Source organism: Niallia sp. FSL M8-0099 (genome assembly GCF_038006945.1).
Lineage (GTDB): Bacteria > Bacillota > Bacilli > Bacillales > Cytobacillaceae > Niallia > Niallia circulans.
Genome location: NZ_JBBOWF010000001.1, coordinates 1,373,369 through 1,389,099 on the forward strand (window position 1 = coordinate 1,373,369; position 15,731 = coordinate 1,389,099).

Annotated in this window: 16 protein-coding genes and 1 other annotated feature; all 16 genes read left to right on the top strand. The window is 36.3% G+C overall.

From position 1 onward, the window contains the following. Positions 1-39 precede the first annotated feature (39 nt). Positions 40-1,206, top strand: coding sequence for a cell division protein FtsZ (ftsZ, locus tag NSQ92_RS06400; protein ID WP_047939919.1), 1,167 nt, complete (start codon positions 40-42; stop codon positions 1,204-1,206). 352 nt (positions 1,207-1,558) lie between these two features. Further along, positions 1,559-2,491, top strand: a complete 933-nt coding sequence (gene spoIIGA / locus NSQ92_RS06405) for a sigma-E processing peptidase SpoIIGA (RefSeq protein ID WP_047939920.1) — start codon at positions 1,559-1,561, stop codon at positions 2,489-2,491. A 45-nt stretch (positions 2,492-2,536) separates the two neighbouring features. Next, a complete protein-coding gene (sigE, locus tag NSQ92_RS06410) occupies positions 2,537-3,256 on the top strand; it encodes an RNA polymerase sporulation sigma factor SigE (protein WP_047939921.1) in 720 nt (239 codons plus the stop codon). A 152-nt stretch (positions 3,257-3,408) separates the two neighbouring features. Then, on the top strand, positions 3,409-4,188 hold the full coding sequence (sigG, locus tag NSQ92_RS06415) for an RNA polymerase sporulation sigma factor SigG (RefSeq protein WP_047939922.1): 780 nt from the start codon (positions 3,409-3,411) through the stop codon (positions 4,186-4,188). Positions 4,189-4,429: 241 nt separating this feature from the next. Then, on the top strand, positions 4,430-5,254 hold the full coding sequence (gene pgeF / locus NSQ92_RS06420; protein WP_095319930.1) for a peptidoglycan editing factor PgeF: 825 nt from the start codon (positions 4,430-4,432) through the stop codon (positions 5,252-5,254). Beyond that, entirely contained in the window at positions 5,255-5,932 is a 678-nt protein-coding gene (locus NSQ92_RS06425; protein ID WP_095319931.1) for a YggS family pyridoxal phosphate-dependent enzyme, read from the top strand. Between the two features lie 12 nt (positions 5,933-5,944). Then, the gene (locus NSQ92_RS06430) at positions 5,945-6,442 is read left to right on the top strand and encodes a cell division protein SepF (RefSeq protein WP_047939925.1); all 498 of its coding nucleotides are present in this window, start codon (positions 5,945-5,947) and stop codon (positions 6,440-6,442) included. A 6-nt stretch (positions 6,443-6,448) separates the two neighbouring features. Beyond that, the gene (locus NSQ92_RS06435; protein ID WP_095257580.1) at positions 6,449-6,712 is read left to right on the top strand and encodes a YggT family protein; all 264 of its coding nucleotides are present in this window, start codon (positions 6,449-6,451) and stop codon (positions 6,710-6,712) included. Positions 6,713-6,766: 54 nt separating this feature from the next. Further along, positions 6,767-7,540: a YlmH family RNA-binding protein gene (locus NSQ92_RS06440; protein ID WP_061796768.1), complete on the top strand. Its 774-nt coding sequence runs from the start codon at positions 6,767-6,769 to the stop codon at positions 7,538-7,540. A gap of 201 nt (positions 7,541-7,741) precedes the next feature. Beyond that, entirely contained in the window at positions 7,742-8,239 is a 498-nt protein-coding gene (locus tag NSQ92_RS06445) for a DivIVA domain-containing protein (RefSeq protein WP_016201026.1), read from the top strand. Between the two features lie 60 nt (positions 8,240-8,299). Continuing rightward, positions 8,300-8,534: a binding site (T-box leader), on the top strand. Between the two features lie 99 nt (positions 8,535-8,633). After that, a complete protein-coding gene (gene ileS, locus NSQ92_RS06450) occupies positions 8,634-11,393 on the top strand; it encodes an isoleucine--tRNA ligase (protein ID WP_047939928.1) in 2,760 nt (919 codons plus the stop codon). Between the two features lie 343 nt (positions 11,394-11,736). Further along, positions 11,737-12,018: a hypothetical protein gene (locus tag NSQ92_RS06455; RefSeq protein ID WP_047939929.1), complete on the top strand. Its 282-nt coding sequence runs from the start codon at positions 11,737-11,739 to the stop codon at positions 12,016-12,018. A gap of 64 nt (positions 12,019-12,082) precedes the next feature. Further along, positions 12,083-12,616: a signal peptidase II gene (lspA, locus tag NSQ92_RS06460; RefSeq protein ID WP_082138207.1), complete on the top strand. Its 534-nt coding sequence runs from the start codon at positions 12,083-12,085 to the stop codon at positions 12,614-12,616. Continuing rightward, complete coding sequence (locus NSQ92_RS06465; RefSeq protein ID WP_061796762.1) at positions 12,585-13,496, top strand: RluA family pseudouridine synthase; 912 nt, start codon at positions 12,585-12,587, stop codon at positions 13,494-13,496. The genes lspA and NSQ92_RS06465 overlap by 32 nt, the downstream gene beginning before the upstream one ends. A 189-nt stretch (positions 13,497-13,685) precedes the next feature. Next, a complete protein-coding gene (pyrR, locus tag NSQ92_RS06470) occupies positions 13,686-14,228 on the top strand; it encodes a bifunctional pyr operon transcriptional regulator/uracil phosphoribosyltransferase PyrR (protein ID WP_047939931.1) in 543 nt (180 codons plus the stop codon). A 177-nt stretch (positions 14,229-14,405) separates the two neighbouring features. Then, positions 14,406-15,731, top strand: a complete 1,326-nt coding sequence (locus NSQ92_RS06475; RefSeq protein WP_095321266.1) for a solute carrier family 23 protein — start codon at positions 14,406-14,408, stop codon at positions 15,729-15,731.

Sequence of the window (15,731 nt, forward strand, 5' to 3'; positions counted from 1 at the left end):
TCGATACTGCTGAATATCGACGAATTAGGAGGATTTGTCATGTTGGAATTTGATACAAATATAGATTCACTAGCTGTAATAAAGGTTATAGGAGTAGGTGGCGGTGGAAATAACGCTGTTAACCGAATGATTGAGCATGGGCTACAAGGGGTAGAGTTTATCGCTGTGAATACAGATGCACAGGCATTAAATTTATCTAAAGCAGAAATCAAGATGCAAATTGGCGGAAAACTTACAAGAGGATTAGGCGCGGGTGCAAATCCTGAAGTAGGGAAAAAGGCTGCTGAGGAAAGCAAAGAACAAATAGAAGAAGCATTAAAAGGAGCAGATATGGTCTTTGTTACGGCAGGAATGGGTGGCGGAACTGGGACAGGTGCTGCACCAGTTATTGCTCAAATCGCCCACGACCTAGGCGCATTAACAGTAGGGGTAGTTACAAGACCATTTACTTTTGAAGGAAGAAAAAGATCCACACATGCTGCAAGCGGAATTACAGCATTGAAGGATGCTGTGGATACATTGATCGTTATTCCAAACGACCGCTTACTTGAAATCGTAGATAAATCAACTCCGATGCTTGAAGCGTTTAGAGAAGCGGATAATGTATTACGCCAAGGTGTACAAGGTATCTCTGACTTAATCGCAACACCAGGTCTGATTAACTTAGATTTCGCTGATGTGAAAACAATTATGGTGAATAAAGGTTCTGCACTTATGGGCATAGGTGTTGCAGCAGGGGAAAACCGTGCAGCTGAAGCAGCGAAAAAAGCAATTTCTTCGCCACTGCTGGAGACTTCCATTGATGGAGCACAAGGAATATTAATGAATATCACTGGTGGTACGAATTTAAGCTTGTATGAAGTACAAGAGGCAGCCGATATTGTGGCATCCGCTTCCGATCAAGATGTAAATATGATTTTCGGATCCATTATCAATGATGATTTGAAAGATGAAATTGTTGTTACGGTGATTGCTACTGGCTTTAACCAAGATTTATCGCAGCTGCAGCCAGATAGACCTGGATTTGGCGGTTTAAAGCCAAATAACAATAATACAAACCCTATTAATAATCAGGTTAACAATAGAGAAGTAAAACGCGAAGAGCCGCATGTGCAAAAGGAACAACAACCAAGAAGCAATGCACAACAACCAGAGGATGCTTTAGATATCCCGACATTCTTAAGAAATAGAAACCGCAGAAGGTAATTATTTCTATAGCAAAAACCTTTCCATTTTTTCATAATGGAAAGGTTTTTTTGTTTTCTCTTTCAAAAATGAAGCAATCTCCCCTTTTATTTATAGTAAACCTCATCGCTTCTTTTATTTTTATTCCTTAGAATTAGTAAAAAAACTGATAATATTTCGCTAGAACTTAAAGTTTTTAACAGAGGAGATATAGTGACAAAAACCGTTAGAAATAGAGCAAATTTCTGATATTTTGATTACAGAAAGTGACAGAATTTCAAGAACAAGTACGTTATACTTTTTCGTAACAGATTAGTAGAGAGAAGATTTACTTCTTTTGTTGCTTTTATAAAAGAGAGGAGGAGTTACATGCTTGGCCATTTATTTAGATGTGATATGGCTATTAAATTTACTGTTTGACAGTTTATTACTATATTTAACAGGCATTCTATTAAAGAAAAAAATCATCCATTGGCGAATATTGCTTGGAGGGCTAATTGGTTCCCTTATTATCCTTTTTTCGATAACGCCGCTCAGTCCCTATTCTAATCATCCCATATCGAAGCTTCTGTTTTCTATTGTGATGGTGGCAACGGCTTTTGGATATAAGCGATTTCGTACCTATATCCAAGCTTTAATGATATTTTACTTAGCTACTTTCTTAATCGGAGGAACATTGATAGGTGCTCATTATTTTATCCAGTTTGATTTCGATCTTTCTTCTTCTGTCCTTCTTGCTAGTATTAAAGGGTTTGGTGATCCGATAAGTTGGCTTTTTGTTTTGTTAGGATTTCCGATTGTTTGGTACTTTTCGAGAAGAAATCTGGAAGGGATGGAAGTGACAAAAATCCAATATGAACAAATAATCGACGTTATTTTTCAAATAGGGGGAAAAGAATTTTCTATCAAGGGTCTGGTGGATAGTGGTAATCAAGTATATGATCCCATTTCCCGCCTTCCAGTAATGTTTGTATCTTTGAAAAATATAGAAAAGGATATGCCAGCAGAAATAATTCGTCTCACGGAGCAGCCAGAAGCCATTATCTATGGCAGTCAACCAATCGCACCAGAATGGGAAAGCAAGATGCGAATTATTCCATATAAGGTAGTTGGCAAGGACCACCAGTTACTTATTGCCGTGAAACCGGATACTTTGTTTTTAAAAAAAGAGCAGGAAGTAATTGTTGTGGAAAAGGGATTAATCTCGTTTACCAGTCAAGTTCTATCTGCTGAGGGCATATTTGATTGTATTGTTCATCCGAAAATGCTTTTAGGAAAAAAATCAATCGAAGAAAAGGTTAGTTAATATATTATACTCACGAAAATCATCGTTTAGAAGGAGGAAATGCACATGAGTAAATGGAAGCTTCGCTTATCTTATTATTGGTACAAATTACTGATGAAACTTGGATTGAAAACAGACGAAGTATTTTATATTGGTGGAAGTGAAGCACTGCCTCCTCCGTTAACGAAAGAAGAAGAGGAAATCCTTTTAGAAAAACTCCCAAAAGGAGACCAAGCAGCTCGTTCGATGCTGATAGAGAGAAATTTACGCCTTGTTGTTTATATCGCAAGAAAGTTTGAAAATACTGGGATTAACATCGAAGATTTAATCAGCATTGGCACAATTGGATTAATTAAGGCGGTTAATACGTTTAATCCGGAGAAAAAAATAAAACTGGCAACATATGCTTCAAGATGTATTGAAAATGAAATATTGATGTATTTGCGCAGAAATAATAAAATCCGTTCAGAGGTTTCATTTGATGAGCCATTAAATATTGATTGGGATGGAAATGAACTTCTTCTCTCCGATGTAATGGGGACAGAGGATGATATTATAACGAAAGATTTAGATGCAAGTGTAGATAAAAAGCTATTAGTAAAAGCGCTTCACCAATTGTCTAAAAGAGAGAAACAAATTATGGAATTACGGTTTGGTTTAGGAACGGGAGAAGAAAAAACGCAAAAAGATGTAGCGGATATGCTTGGGATATCCCAATCGTATATTTCTCGATTAGAGAAAAGGATTATTAAAAGACTACAAAAAGAATTTAATAAAATGGTCTAAAAAAATTTTTCGTTTGAAAAGCCTTGTCCCACATAATTTCAGTTAAAATTAGCGTAAATTGGAAATTTAACAAAAATTCATCCCATGCATATTTTTCCTTCTCGGGGAGATACTGTTTTTTGTACAGCAGCTCCTGTGAGGAGGGAAATAGATTGACTCGAAATAAAGTAGAAATTTGCGGTGTGGATACATCAAAGCTTCCAGTGTTAAAAAACGAAGAAATGAGATTGCTCTTCAAGCAAATGCATGAGGGAGATACATCCGCAAGGGAAAGTCTCGTAAATGGGAATCTCCGCCTCGTATTAAGTGTTATACAACGATTTAATAATCGAGGAGAATTCGTGGATGACTTATTTCAAGTGGGTTGTATTGGTCTAATGAAATCTATCGATAATTTTGATTTAAGTCAAAATGTTAAGTTTTCCACCTATGCTGTTCCGATGATTATTGGAGAGATTCGTCGTTATTTACGCGACAATAATCCAATTAGGGTTTCCAGATCTCTGAGAGACATTGCTTATAAGGCATTACAGGTCAGAGAAAGGTTGATGAACAAAACATCAAAAGAACCAACAGCTGAGGAAATTGCCAAAGAGTTAGACATTCCACATGAGGATATTGTCTTTGCATTAGATGCTATTCAAGATCCAGTATCGCTTTTTGAACCAATCTATAATGATGGTGGAGATCCGATCTATGTAATGGATCAATTAAGTGATGAAAAGAACAAGGATATACAGTGGGTGGAAGAATTAGCATTAAAAGAAGGAATGCGCCGATTAAATGATCGAGAAAAGTTGATTTTGCGAAAGCGGTTTTTTCAAGGTAAAACACAAATGGAAGTGGCAGATGAGATCGGCATCTCACAAGCGCAAGTCTCAAGATTGGAAAAAGCTGCTATTAAACAAATGAATAAAAACATTCAAAGCTAAATAGGAAATAAAACAGGTTAGACTTCTTAAAGTAGGTACTTTAATGATTGTCTAGCCTTTTCTATTGGTATAAAATTTTACTATATATAGCTCTAGTGAGGGAAAATAAAAGGGAGAGGAATGGCAGGGAAGAAAAGAGTGAATTTCATAAATGCAAGCTTATTTCTAAAGAAAAATATGTTTTTCTGTGACCAATGATAGCTCCATATGGTAAACTAAAACAAAAAGATGGAGTTAGATAATGGAACCTTTTATTTTAAGAAATAAGCAGTTTTTCAATCTTGATTTATGGGAGCGGAAGTTTCCGAATTTAATAGCTGGTTTCACAACAAAAAATGGTGGGAAAAGTATAGGCGATTATGCAAGTTTAAATATGGCGTTTCACGTAAATGATCAAAAGGATACAGTGGTTGCAAACCGTAATGAACTAGCGCAAAAATTATCTTTCCCATTAGAGCAATGGGTTGGTGCTGTGCAAACACATCAGGTTAATATTGTGGAAGTAACACAAGCGCATTTAGGTATGGGTGCAAGCGATTATGATAGTGCGTTAAAAGATACGGATGGTTTGTTTACTTTTGAAAAAAATATATTATTAACTTTATGTTTTGCGGATTGTGTTCCATTATATTTTATTCATCCAGCTACAAAAGCGGTAGGTATCGCTCATGCTGGATGGCAAGGAACCGTAAAAGGTATTGCCGGGGAAATGATGAAAGTCTTTGCTTCTCATAAGATTCCAAGAGAAGAAGTGCTCGCTGTTGTTGGTCCTTCTATCTCAGAGCGCCATTATGTCGTGGATGATCGTGTCATCAATGAAGTGGAAAAGGCGATACAATCGCAACAAAAGCCATTTACGACTATTTCTCCAGGACAATACAGACTGAATTTACAAGAAGCAAACAAGCAGATATTGTTAGAAAGTGGTATGCTTGAAAGTAATATTCATCTAACTGACTATTGTACTTACGAAGATGATGCTTATTTTTTCTCTCACAGAAGAGATAAAGGGAAAACTGGAAGAATGATGAGTTATATTGGATGGAGAGAGGAAGACGGAAATTAAATGTTAGTGAAAGATAATCTTAATGAAATAAAACAAGAAATAGCAGCGGCATGTAAAAAAGTGAATCGTCAGCCAGAAGAGGTTACGATAATTGCTGTCACAAAATATGTTACAATAGAGCGAGCAAAAGAAGCACTCGATGCTGGGATTGTTCATTTAGGGGAAAATCGTGAAGAAGGATTATTAGCAAAGTATGACGTTCTACAAGACAAGCCTATATGGCATTTTATCGGATCATTGCAGACGAGAAAAGTAAAAGGTATTATAGATTATGTAGACTACATTCACTCATTGGATCGGCTTTCTTTAGCAAAAGAAATACATAAAAGAGCGAAGCGAACCATAAAGTGTTTTGTACAGGTTAATGTTTCGAACGAAGAGTCAAAGCATGGAATGAAGCCAGAGGAAGTTATCGATTTTGTTAAACAGTTGTCCGAATATCCACATATTCAGGTAGTTGGATTAATGACGATGGCACCATTTACAGATGATAAAGAATTCTTGCGTGAATGCTTTCGAAAATTAAAAAGCATTCAGGAAGATGTAAAAGGACTACAATTACCATATGCTCCATGTACAGAGCTTTCTATGGGAATGTCGAATGATTATTCTATTGCGATCGAAGAGGGAGCAACGATGATAAGAATTGGAACTGCTTTAGTAGGAAGCGAGAAATAGGAGGCGAGTGAAATGAGCATAAAATCAAAAATTAAAACGTTCTTCTTTTTAGAAGATGAAGATTATGAAGAAGGTCAAGTAAACTATCAAGAAGAACCAAACGAGCCGGCAAGAAATTATAAGCAGCCTGTACAGCACACTCACAGTCAGCATAACCATAACCATCATATTCAGCAGCAACAGCCGAAAAACAGTCAAAATGTTGTGAGCTTACAAAGTGTACAGAAGTCATCGAAAGTATTTTTAGTGGAACCTCGTGTATACGCAGAAGCACAAGATATTGCTGATCAATTAAAAAATCGCCGTGCAGTTGTTGTGAATTTACAGCGTATTGAAAAAGATCAAGGGAAACGTATTGTTGATTTTTTAAGTGGAACTGTCTATGCAATTGGCGGCGATATCCAGAAAATCGGTACGGATATATTCCTGTGTACGCCGGATAACGTAGAAGTTTCAGGGAATATTTCGCAAATCCTGCAAGATGCAGAATACGAAAATACGAGGTGGTAAAACCGAATGACAATGATTATCTATTTGTTAGCTAAATTATTACAGTATTACTCTTATGCATTAATTATTTACATTCTAATGTCATGGATTCCCAATGCTCGTGAAACATCAATTGGAATGTTCCTAGCTAGAATCTGTGAACCATATTTAGAGATTTTTAGAAGGTTTATTCCGCCCCTTGGTATGATTGATATTTCGCCAATTGTTGCTATCTTCGTATTAAATCTTGCAGGAATGGGAATTCAACAATTAGGATTATGGTTTATATAAAAAGTCAAAAGGGCTAAGGCAGCCCTTTTTCTATGCCAAAAAGGAGTTACAAAGATGTCAATTTATCAACATTTTCGTCCGGAAGAAAGAGAATTTATCGATCAAGTGCAAAATTGGCAAAGTTATGTCGCGAATACTTATGCACCGAAATTGACTGATTTTTTGGATCCGCGTGAACAGAAAGTTCTTCGGATGATTATCGGAGAAAATCAGGAAGTGAAATATGCATTTTTTGGCGGCCATGAACAAGCGGAAAGAAAAAGAGCTATCCTATACCCTGAATATTATCAACCGATGGAAGCGGATTTTAATTTGTCCTTATTAGAAGTGAATTATCCCAAGAAATTCATCACAATAGAGCATCCGCATGTTTTAGGAAGTTTAATGTCTCTTGGATTAAATAGAAGTAAATTCGGAGATATATTCGTTCTTGACGGGGATATTCAATTTGTCGTTGCTAGTGAGGTTGAGGATTATGTGAGACTTCAACTTGATTCTATCGGAAAAGCAAAGGTAACACTTGCTGCTGTATCTTTAGAAAACATAATTTTAACAGAAGAACATTGGACAGAGATGACAACGACTATTACTTCTCTTCGGCTTGACGCCATTGTTGCTGCTATTTATAATTTTTCAAGAGAAAAAGCAAAGACCTATATTACTCAAGGCTTAGTCAAAGTAAATTTCACTTTAAATGAAAATGTCTCTTTTATGTGTGAAGAAGGAGATGTCTTCTCAGTGCGCGGAGCAGGTAGGGCCATGATTAAATCTATTGAAGGTAAAACAAAAAAAGATAAATGGAGAATTGTAGTAGGTAAATTGAAGTGAAAAATCAGAAATGAAGGAGTTCCCATAATTTCTATTTCAGACAAAAAACATAGTTTTTTTATCGAGTATATATGATACAATATTTTTTAGCAGCATTATTTTTCATGTTTCTTCTTATTTTTTAAAAATAATGCAGGAAATCCGGTAATACTGTCGAAATAAGGATGATACATAAGAAATTGAAGTTTGGGAGGTGGCTTTATGCCATTAACGCCGTTAGATATTCATAATAAGGAATTTGCCAAAGGCTTCCGTGGTTACGATGAAGACGAAGTAAATGAATTTCTTGATCAGGTAATTAAAGATTATGAAAATATTATCCGCGAGAAAAAAGAACTAGAAGAAAGATTAAACGAGTTAACTGACCGTATCGGCCACTATAATAATATTGAAGAAACATTAAATAAATCAATTGTTGTAGCACAAGAGGCTGCTGAGGAAGTTAAACGTAATGCACAAAAAGAAGCAAAACTAATTATTAAAGAAGCGGAAAAGAATGCGGATCGAATTGTGAACGAATCATTATCAAAGGCAAGAAAGATTGCGCTAGAGATTGAAGAATTGAAAAAGCAATCAAAAGTATTCCGTACACGTTTCAAAATGCTGATTGAAGCACAATTAGATATGTTAAACAACGATGATTGGGATCATTTATTAGAATACGAATTAGATGCATCAGAGTTAAATTCTACAAAATAAAGGCCATGGCCTTGACGATAAGGTAGATTTGCAATATAATTTTTCACAAATATATATATTCATGTAGCGTTGATAGGGAAAGTAGATTGCCGAAAAACTTATGATTAGCGAATCAGGGATGGTGGGAGCCTGATATAAGTTGGAAATTGAAAATCACCCTGGAGTCTTTTTCTGAAAAAGTTAAGTAAGAAAAAGCGGTTCATTGCCGTTAAAAAATGTCTAAGTGGATAAAAGAAACTTTTATCTATAAGGGTGGTACCGCGGGAACCTAATGATCGACCTTCTCGTCCCTTTCATGGGGATGAGAAGGTTTTTTGCTGTCTATACTGAATTTATAGAATATTGGTTAGATGGAAGTATACATGAAAAAAGAGAATTAAGTTGGAGGAAGAAAATGGAATATAAAGATACGTTGCTTATGCCAAAAACAGCATTTCCGATGAGAGGAAACTTGCCTAATCGTGAGCCTGAAATTCAAGCGAAATGGAAAGAAATGAACATTTACGAAAAAGTGCAGGAACGTACTCAAGGTCGCCCAATGTTTGTTTTGCATGATGGACCTCCATATGCGAATGGGGATATCCATATTGGACATGCGCTTAATAAAATTTTAAAAGATTTTATTGTACGTTATAAATCAATGACTGGCTTTCAAGCACCATATGTGCCAGGATGGGATACACACGGTCTGCCAATCGAACAAGCTTTAACCAATAAAGGGGTTAAACGTAAAGAAATGACGATTGCCGAGTTCCGTAAGCTATGTGAAGAATATGCATTAGGGCAAATCGACAGTCAACGAGAACAATTTAAACGCTTAGGGGTTCGCGGAGATTGGGAAAATCCTTATATTACTTTAAAGCCTGAATATGAAGCACAGCAAATTAAAGTGTTTGGAGAAATGGCGAAAAAAGGCTATATTTATAAAGGTAAAAAGCCGGTATATTGGTCTCCAACAAGTGAATCAGCTCTTGCTGAAGCTGAAATTGAATATAAAGACAAAAAGTCTGCCTCCATTTATGTTGGGTTTAAAGTAAAGGATGGCAAAGGGATTCTAGCAGAGGATGTACAAATCGTTATTTGGACAACTACTCCATGGACAATTCCTGCTAACTTGGGTATATCTGTTCACCCTACTTTAACGTATGTTGTAGTAGAAGAAAAAGGCAGCAAATACTTAGTTGCACAAGACTTATTGGAAAGTGTCAAAACAGAAATTGGCTGGGAAGAAGCAAAAGTTGTTCAAGAAGTGAAAGGGGCAGACCTAGAGTACATTCTAGCTGCACATCCAATCTACGGCCGTGATTCTTTAGTAATGTTAGGAGAACATGTAACAACAGATGCGGGTACTGGATGTGTTCATACTGCTCCTGGACATGGGGAAGATGACTTCTTAGTTGGTCAAAAATACGGATTAGAAGTTCTTTGTCCTGTTGATGATAAAGGGGTAATGACAGAAGAAGCACCTGGATTTGAAGGCTTATTCTATGATAAAGCGAATAAGCCGATTACAGAAAAACTTGAAGAGGCTGGTGCATTATTAAAGCTGCAATTTATCACTCACTCCTATCCACATGACTGGAGAACGAAAAAACCAGTTATTTTCCGTGCTACCGCACAATGGTTTGCTTCTATTAAAGACTTTAGAAACGAACTATTAGATGCAGTAAAAGAAACAAAGTGGGTTCCAGCATGGGGCGAAACAAGATTATTTAATATGGTTCGGGATCGTGGAGACTGGTGTATTTCAAGACAACGTGCATGGGGTGTGCCAATTCCAGTGTTCTATGCAGAAAACGGTGACAGCATCATTACAGATGAAACAATTGAGCATATTTCTAATTTATTTAGAGAAAATGGTTCAAATATTTGGTTTGAAAAGTCTGCGAAGGAATTATTGCCAGAAGGATTTACACATCCTGGAAGCCCTAATGGAGAATTTACGAAAGAAACAGATATTATGGATGTATGGTTCGACTCTGGTTCTTCTCACCAAGCTGTATTGCTAGAAAGAGATGATTTACAACGTCCTGCTGACTTATATTTAGAAGGTTCTGACCAATATCGCGGCTGGTTTAACTCCTCTTTATCTACAAGTGTAGCGGTAACTGGGAAAGCACCTTATAAAGCTGTTTTAAGTCATGGCTTTGTTTTAGACGGAGAAGGCCGTAAAATGAGTAAATCACTAGGAAATGTAATGATTCCTGCAAAAGTTATGAATCAATTAGGTGCAGATATTTTACGACTATGGGTAGCTTCTGTAGACTTCCAAGCAGATGTACGTGTATCTGATGCAATTTTAAAACAAGTAACAGAAGGATATCGTAAAATTAGAAATACATTCCGTTTCTTATTAGGAAATCTTGCTGATTTCAATCCAGAAACAGATGGACTTTCCTATGATGAATTACGTGAAGTTGATCAGTTTATACTGATTAAATTAAATAAATTGATTAAAAACGTAACAGAATCCTATGATAAATACGAATTCTCTACGATTTATCATAATATTAATAATTTCTGTACACTGGACTTAAGTGCATTCTATCTTGATTTTTCAAAAGATGTACTGTACATTGAAGCAGCAAATAATAAAGAAAGAAGAGCGATTCAAACCGTTCTTTACGAAAGCTTAATCAGCTTAACAAAATTAGTTGCACCAATCTTACCGCATACTGCGGATGAGGTTTGGGATCATATCTCTTCTGTACAAGAAGAAAGTGTACAGCTAACTGATTTCCCAGAATACACAACATTTGAAAATAGTGATGTGTTAGAAGAAAAATGGAATAAATTCTTGGTTGTACGGGATGATGTGCTGAAAGCATTAGAAGAAGCTCGTAATCAAAAAGTGATCGGTAAATCACTTGCTGCGAAAGTAACATTGTATGTTAATGAAGAAGTAAATACCCTTCTAAATTCCATTCAAGAAAACTTACAGCAACTATTTATCGTATCAGGTTTCGAAATTGCTGGTGAATACAATAACGCACCTGAAGAAGCTTTAAAACTTGAAAATGCGGCCATTGTCGTTACAAAAGCAGCTGGTGAAACATGTGAAAGATGCTGGACTGTAACAACAGATGTCGGTAAAGTGGAAGCACATCCAACACTATGTGAAAGATGCGCACATGTAGTAGAAGAAAATTATTAAAAACTATATAGGAGACTGGAACATAAACTTTCCAGTAGCTGAAGTTAACTCCCAAACAAGGATTCGAAAAAATATTTCGAATCACTTGTTTGGGTTTTTTTATAAAAGGAAAAAAGTTTTGGAAAAGTCTTTTATTGGGAAAAAGAAAACAGAAAAGTGATTACATAGTGTAAAAGACATACCTGGCTATTATCATAAAGCGGAGGGAATTTTTTATACATGTGAAAAGAAGTGAAATACTTCCACCTCCGTTAATAGTTGTTATGCCTGTTAAATCTTTAATCGGTTTTTGTCTCCTTCAATGGAAATGCTAAAAATAATTAAAGAAACGGAGGTAATGGAATTGAATTCAACTATTGAAAAGCTTTATACAGAACTCCGTATGACACAAATTGAATTAGTAACAACGTTAAGCGTAAAAAGAGATTCAAAAATAAACAAATATATTGAAGACGAACTAAAAGATGTAGAAGAAACGATGCAAAAATTAGAAAATGGCAATTTTGGAATGTGTGAAATGTCTGGTGAATTGCTACCATTTGATTTGTTAGAGATGGTTCCGATAATTAGGACAAAGAACGATATAAACAGCATTCAATCCTATTATCGAAAGTCAATCCACTGATTAAAACACTACTTCAAATGGAAATATGCGGCCAAGCTATCGTTTTCATCTAGTTTATGCTAAAATGCTAAAGGAGACTCGAGAATTGGAGGAAACTTTAGTGTTTTATTACATAATTGCAGCTATTATTATTATTATTGATCAATGGACAAAATGGTTAGTTGTAAAAAATATGGAGCTGGGGGAAAGCATCGAAGTAATAAAAGATTTTTTCTACCTAACATCTCATCGTAATAGTGGAGCCGCATGGGGCATGCTGGAAAACCAAATGGTATTTTTCTATATTATCACCGTCGTTGTTGTGATTGGGTTAATTTATTTGATTCAAACTGGTACAAAAGGAAAAATGCTATACGGCGTCGCACTGGGTCTAATTTTAGGTGGTGCGCTTGGTAATTTTATTGACCGTGCCAGACATCAATATGTAGTCGACTTTATCAATACGTATATCTTCAATTATGATTTCCCTATATTTAATATTGCAGACTCATCTTTAGTAATTGGTGTTATTTTATTAATCCTAGTGATGCTGAGGGAGGATCGAGACGCAAAGAAGGAGAAGAAACATGGAAAAAAAGGAACATATCATTCAAAGTGAGCAAGTAAATGAACGAATCGACAAGATTGTTTCCACAATTAATGCAGATTGGTCAAGAACGCAGGTTCAACAATGGATAAAAGACGGTCATGTGACTGTTAACGGACAAACCGTTAAAACAAAGTATAAAGGTGTTTTAAACGATGTAGTAGCTATTGAAGTACCGGAAGCAGTTGAGCTAGATGTAGAGGCAGAGGAAATGGATTTGGATATTTATTATGAAGATCAAGATGTTATCGTAGTAAATAAACCAAAAGGAATGGTTGTACATCCAGCACCTGGCCATGTAACAGGAACATTAGTGAATGGTCTAATGGCTCATTGTAAAGATCTTTCTGGAATTAATGGGGTGATGAGACCTGGAATTGTTCACCGAATCGATAAAGATACGTCTGGACTGCTGATGGTTGCTAAAAATGATGCTGCTCATGAAAGTCTAGTGAATCAATTAGTAGCAAAAACTGTAACGAGAAAATATAAGGCATTAGTACATGGTTCTATTCCCCATGATTATGGGACAATTGAGGCACCGATTGGTCGTGACACGAAAGACAGACAAAGTATGGCTGTTGTAGATAAGGGTAAACACGCGGTTACTCATTTTCATGTACTAGAAAGAATAGCGGAATACACTTATATTGAATGCCAATTAGAGACGGGACGCACCCACCAAATTCGTGTGCATATGAAGTATATTGGCTATCCGCTTGTGGGAGATCCTAAATATGGACCAAGAAAAACACTAGATATTGGCGGTCAAGCACTTCATGCTGGCTTACTAGGATTTGAACATCCACGAACTGGAGAATATTTAGAGTTCGAAGCACCCTTACCTAAAGAATATGAACAGCTTTTAGATACGTTACGAAATAATCGTTGACAAGCGCTCTATCATATATTAAGATAACTTTAGTTGAATAAGTCCTTTAAATCAATCCTGTGAGGTTGAGAAGGTAACGGATTCTAGCTATTTTTAGTAATAGCTATCTTAGTATACGTATATCCTCTCATCCAAAAGGGTGAGAGGATATTTTTTTAAGATTGAATCACAGCATGGATGGTGATCAAAATGTCGAAAAAGGCACTTGTACTAGACGATCAAGCAATTAGACGAGCATTAACAAGAATCGCTCATGAAATTATTGAAAAGAATAAAGGGATAGAAGATTGTATTCTAGTTGGCATTCGGACAAGAGGTATTTATATTGCAAATCGTCTTGCCGAAAAAATTGCCCAAATAGAAGGAAAGCCAATCGAAGTTGGCGAATTGGATATTACGTTATATCGAGATGATTTAACGAAGAAAACAAAGAATGAAGAACCATTAGTAAAAGGATCAGATATTCCAACAGATATCCAAGGCTTAAAAGTCATTCTGGTAGATGATGTATTATATACAGGAAGAACTGTTCGTGCCGGAATGGATGCACTGATGGATATGGGTAGACCAGCATCCATACAGCTTGCGGTTCTAGTGGACAGAGGTCATCGAGAACTTCCAATAAGAGCTGATTATGTAGGGAAAAACATTCCTACTTCCAGTTCAGAAAAAATTGTAGTTGAGCTTGATGAAGTCGATGGTCATGATGAAGTAAATATATTTGAAAATTAAATAGATCCCTTTTAAAAGCAGTCCTGTGAGGCTGAAAAGGGGAGTTTTTTCCTAAGGTTTCTTTAAACCTGCTTAAAACCCCTTTTTTGCTGCGCAGAAAAGGGGTTTTATTTGTTCAATAGGGGATATTAATAACTAATTTATACTCAATTTTTTTAACAGAAAGAGGAGACAGAAATGAACGAAACAAAACCCTTATTAGGAATTAATGATAAACCAAGTGCCCTTCAATGGATTACCTTAAGCTTACAGCATTTATTCGCCATGTTTGGCGCAACTGTTTTAGTACCATTCTTAATTGAATTGAGTCCAGCGGTTGCTTTAGTCTCAAGTGGAATAGGTACGCTCGCATTCTTAATCATTACACAATTTAAAGTACCTGCGTACTTAGGTTCCTCTTTTGCTTTTATCGCACCAGTTATCGCGGCGAAGACAATGCCGGGCGGCGGACCAGGCGCAGCCATGATCGGCACCTTTATTGCCGGAATTGTTTATGGAATTGTTGCCTTAACGATTAAAAAAGCAGGATATCGTTGGATTATGAATATCTTACCGCCAATCGTTGTCGGACCTGTAATCATGGTCATTGGATTAGCGCTTGCTACAACAGCGGTTGGACAATCAATGTATATAAATAATGGAGCTGAGAATCAAGAATACAGCTTACTTTATATCTCTGTTGCACTAGTAACGTTACTTGCAACCATCCTTTTCACGATGTTTGGCAAAGGAGTATTCAGCTTTATCCCAATATTAGCAGGTATCGTAATCGGCTATGTCTATGCCTTGCTTGTAGGGGTGGTTAACTTTCAAGGAGTCTTGGATGCCAAATGGTTTGCAATGCCAGATTTTATCTTCCCATTCGTAGATTATCCTGTAACGATAAACCTTGCACTACTTACAATCTTTGTTCCAGTGGCAATCGTCACACTAACAGAGCATATCGGTCATCAGCTTGTATTAAGTAAAGTAGTTGGAAAAGATTATATAAAAGATCCTGGCCTTCACAGAAGTATTTTAGGAGATGGAACTGCGACGATTATCTCTGCTTTAATGGGGGGGCCTGCAAAAACAACTTATGGAGAAAATATTGGGGTTTTAGCAATAACGAGAGTGTATAGTGTATATGTTTTAGGAGGAGCAGCAGTATTAGCAATAGGTTTTGGGTTTATCGGAAAAATCGCTGCCCTTATACAGTCTATCCCAACACCAGTAATGGGAGGCGTATCTATCCTTCTATTCGGAATCATCGCATCATCTGGATTAAGAATTATTGTAGAAGCAAAGCTTGATTTCAATAAAAACCGCAATTTAGTTATTGCATCTGTCATCCTTGTAACTGGAATTGGCGGATTCTCGATTCATATGGGTGAACACTTTAAATTAGAGGGAATGGCTTTTGCTGCAATCCTCGGAATTATTTTAAACCTAGTATTACCTGGTAGAGAAAAAGCAAAAGAAGATTTATTCGAAGATTCAATCGCAGTAGATGAAACTAAATAA

What these genes read in the sequence shown, in the direction of transcription:
- lspA (WP_082138207.1), top strand. Translation starts at nt 12,083, where the DNA reads ATGCTAAAGGAGACTCGAGAATTGGAGGAAACTTTAGTGTTTTATTAC.
- NSQ92_RS06440 (WP_061796768.1), top strand. Translation starts at nt 6,767, where the DNA reads ATGTCAATTTATCAACATTTTCGTCCGGAAGAAAGAGAATTTATCGAT.
- pgeF (WP_095319930.1), top strand. Translation starts at nt 4,430, where the DNA reads ATGGAACCTTTTATTTTAAGAAATAAGCAGTTTTTCAATCTTGATTTA.
- NSQ92_RS06475 (WP_095321266.1), top strand. Translation starts at nt 14,406, where the DNA reads ATGAACGAAACAAAACCCTTATTAGGAATTAATGATAAACCAAGTGCC.
- NSQ92_RS06445 (WP_016201026.1), top strand. Translation starts at nt 7,742, where the DNA reads ATGCCATTAACGCCGTTAGATATTCATAATAAGGAATTTGCCAAAGGC.
- pyrR (WP_047939931.1), top strand. Translation starts at nt 13,686, where the DNA reads ATGTCGAAAAAGGCACTTGTACTAGACGATCAAGCAATTAGACGAGCA.
- NSQ92_RS06435 (WP_095257580.1), top strand. Translation starts at nt 6,449, where the DNA reads ATGACAATGATTATCTATTTGTTAGCTAAATTATTACAGTATTACTCT.
- ileS (WP_047939928.1), top strand. Translation starts at nt 8,634, where the DNA reads ATGGAATATAAAGATACGTTGCTTATGCCAAAAACAGCATTTCCGATG.
- sigE (WP_047939921.1), top strand. Translation starts at nt 2,537, where the DNA reads ATGAGTAAATGGAAGCTTCGCTTATCTTATTATTGGTACAAATTACTG.
- NSQ92_RS06430 (WP_047939925.1), top strand. Translation starts at nt 5,945, where the DNA reads ATGAGCATAAAATCAAAAATTAAAACGTTCTTCTTTTTAGAAGATGAA.
- NSQ92_RS06425 (WP_095319931.1), top strand. Translation starts at nt 5,255, where the DNA reads ATGTTAGTGAAAGATAATCTTAATGAAATAAAACAAGAAATAGCAGCG.
- NSQ92_RS06465 (WP_061796762.1), top strand. Translation starts at nt 12,585, where the DNA reads ATGGAAAAAAAGGAACATATCATTCAAAGTGAGCAAGTAAATGAACGA.
- ftsZ (WP_047939919.1), top strand. Translation starts at nt 40, where the DNA reads ATGTTGGAATTTGATACAAATATAGATTCACTAGCTGTAATAAAGGTT.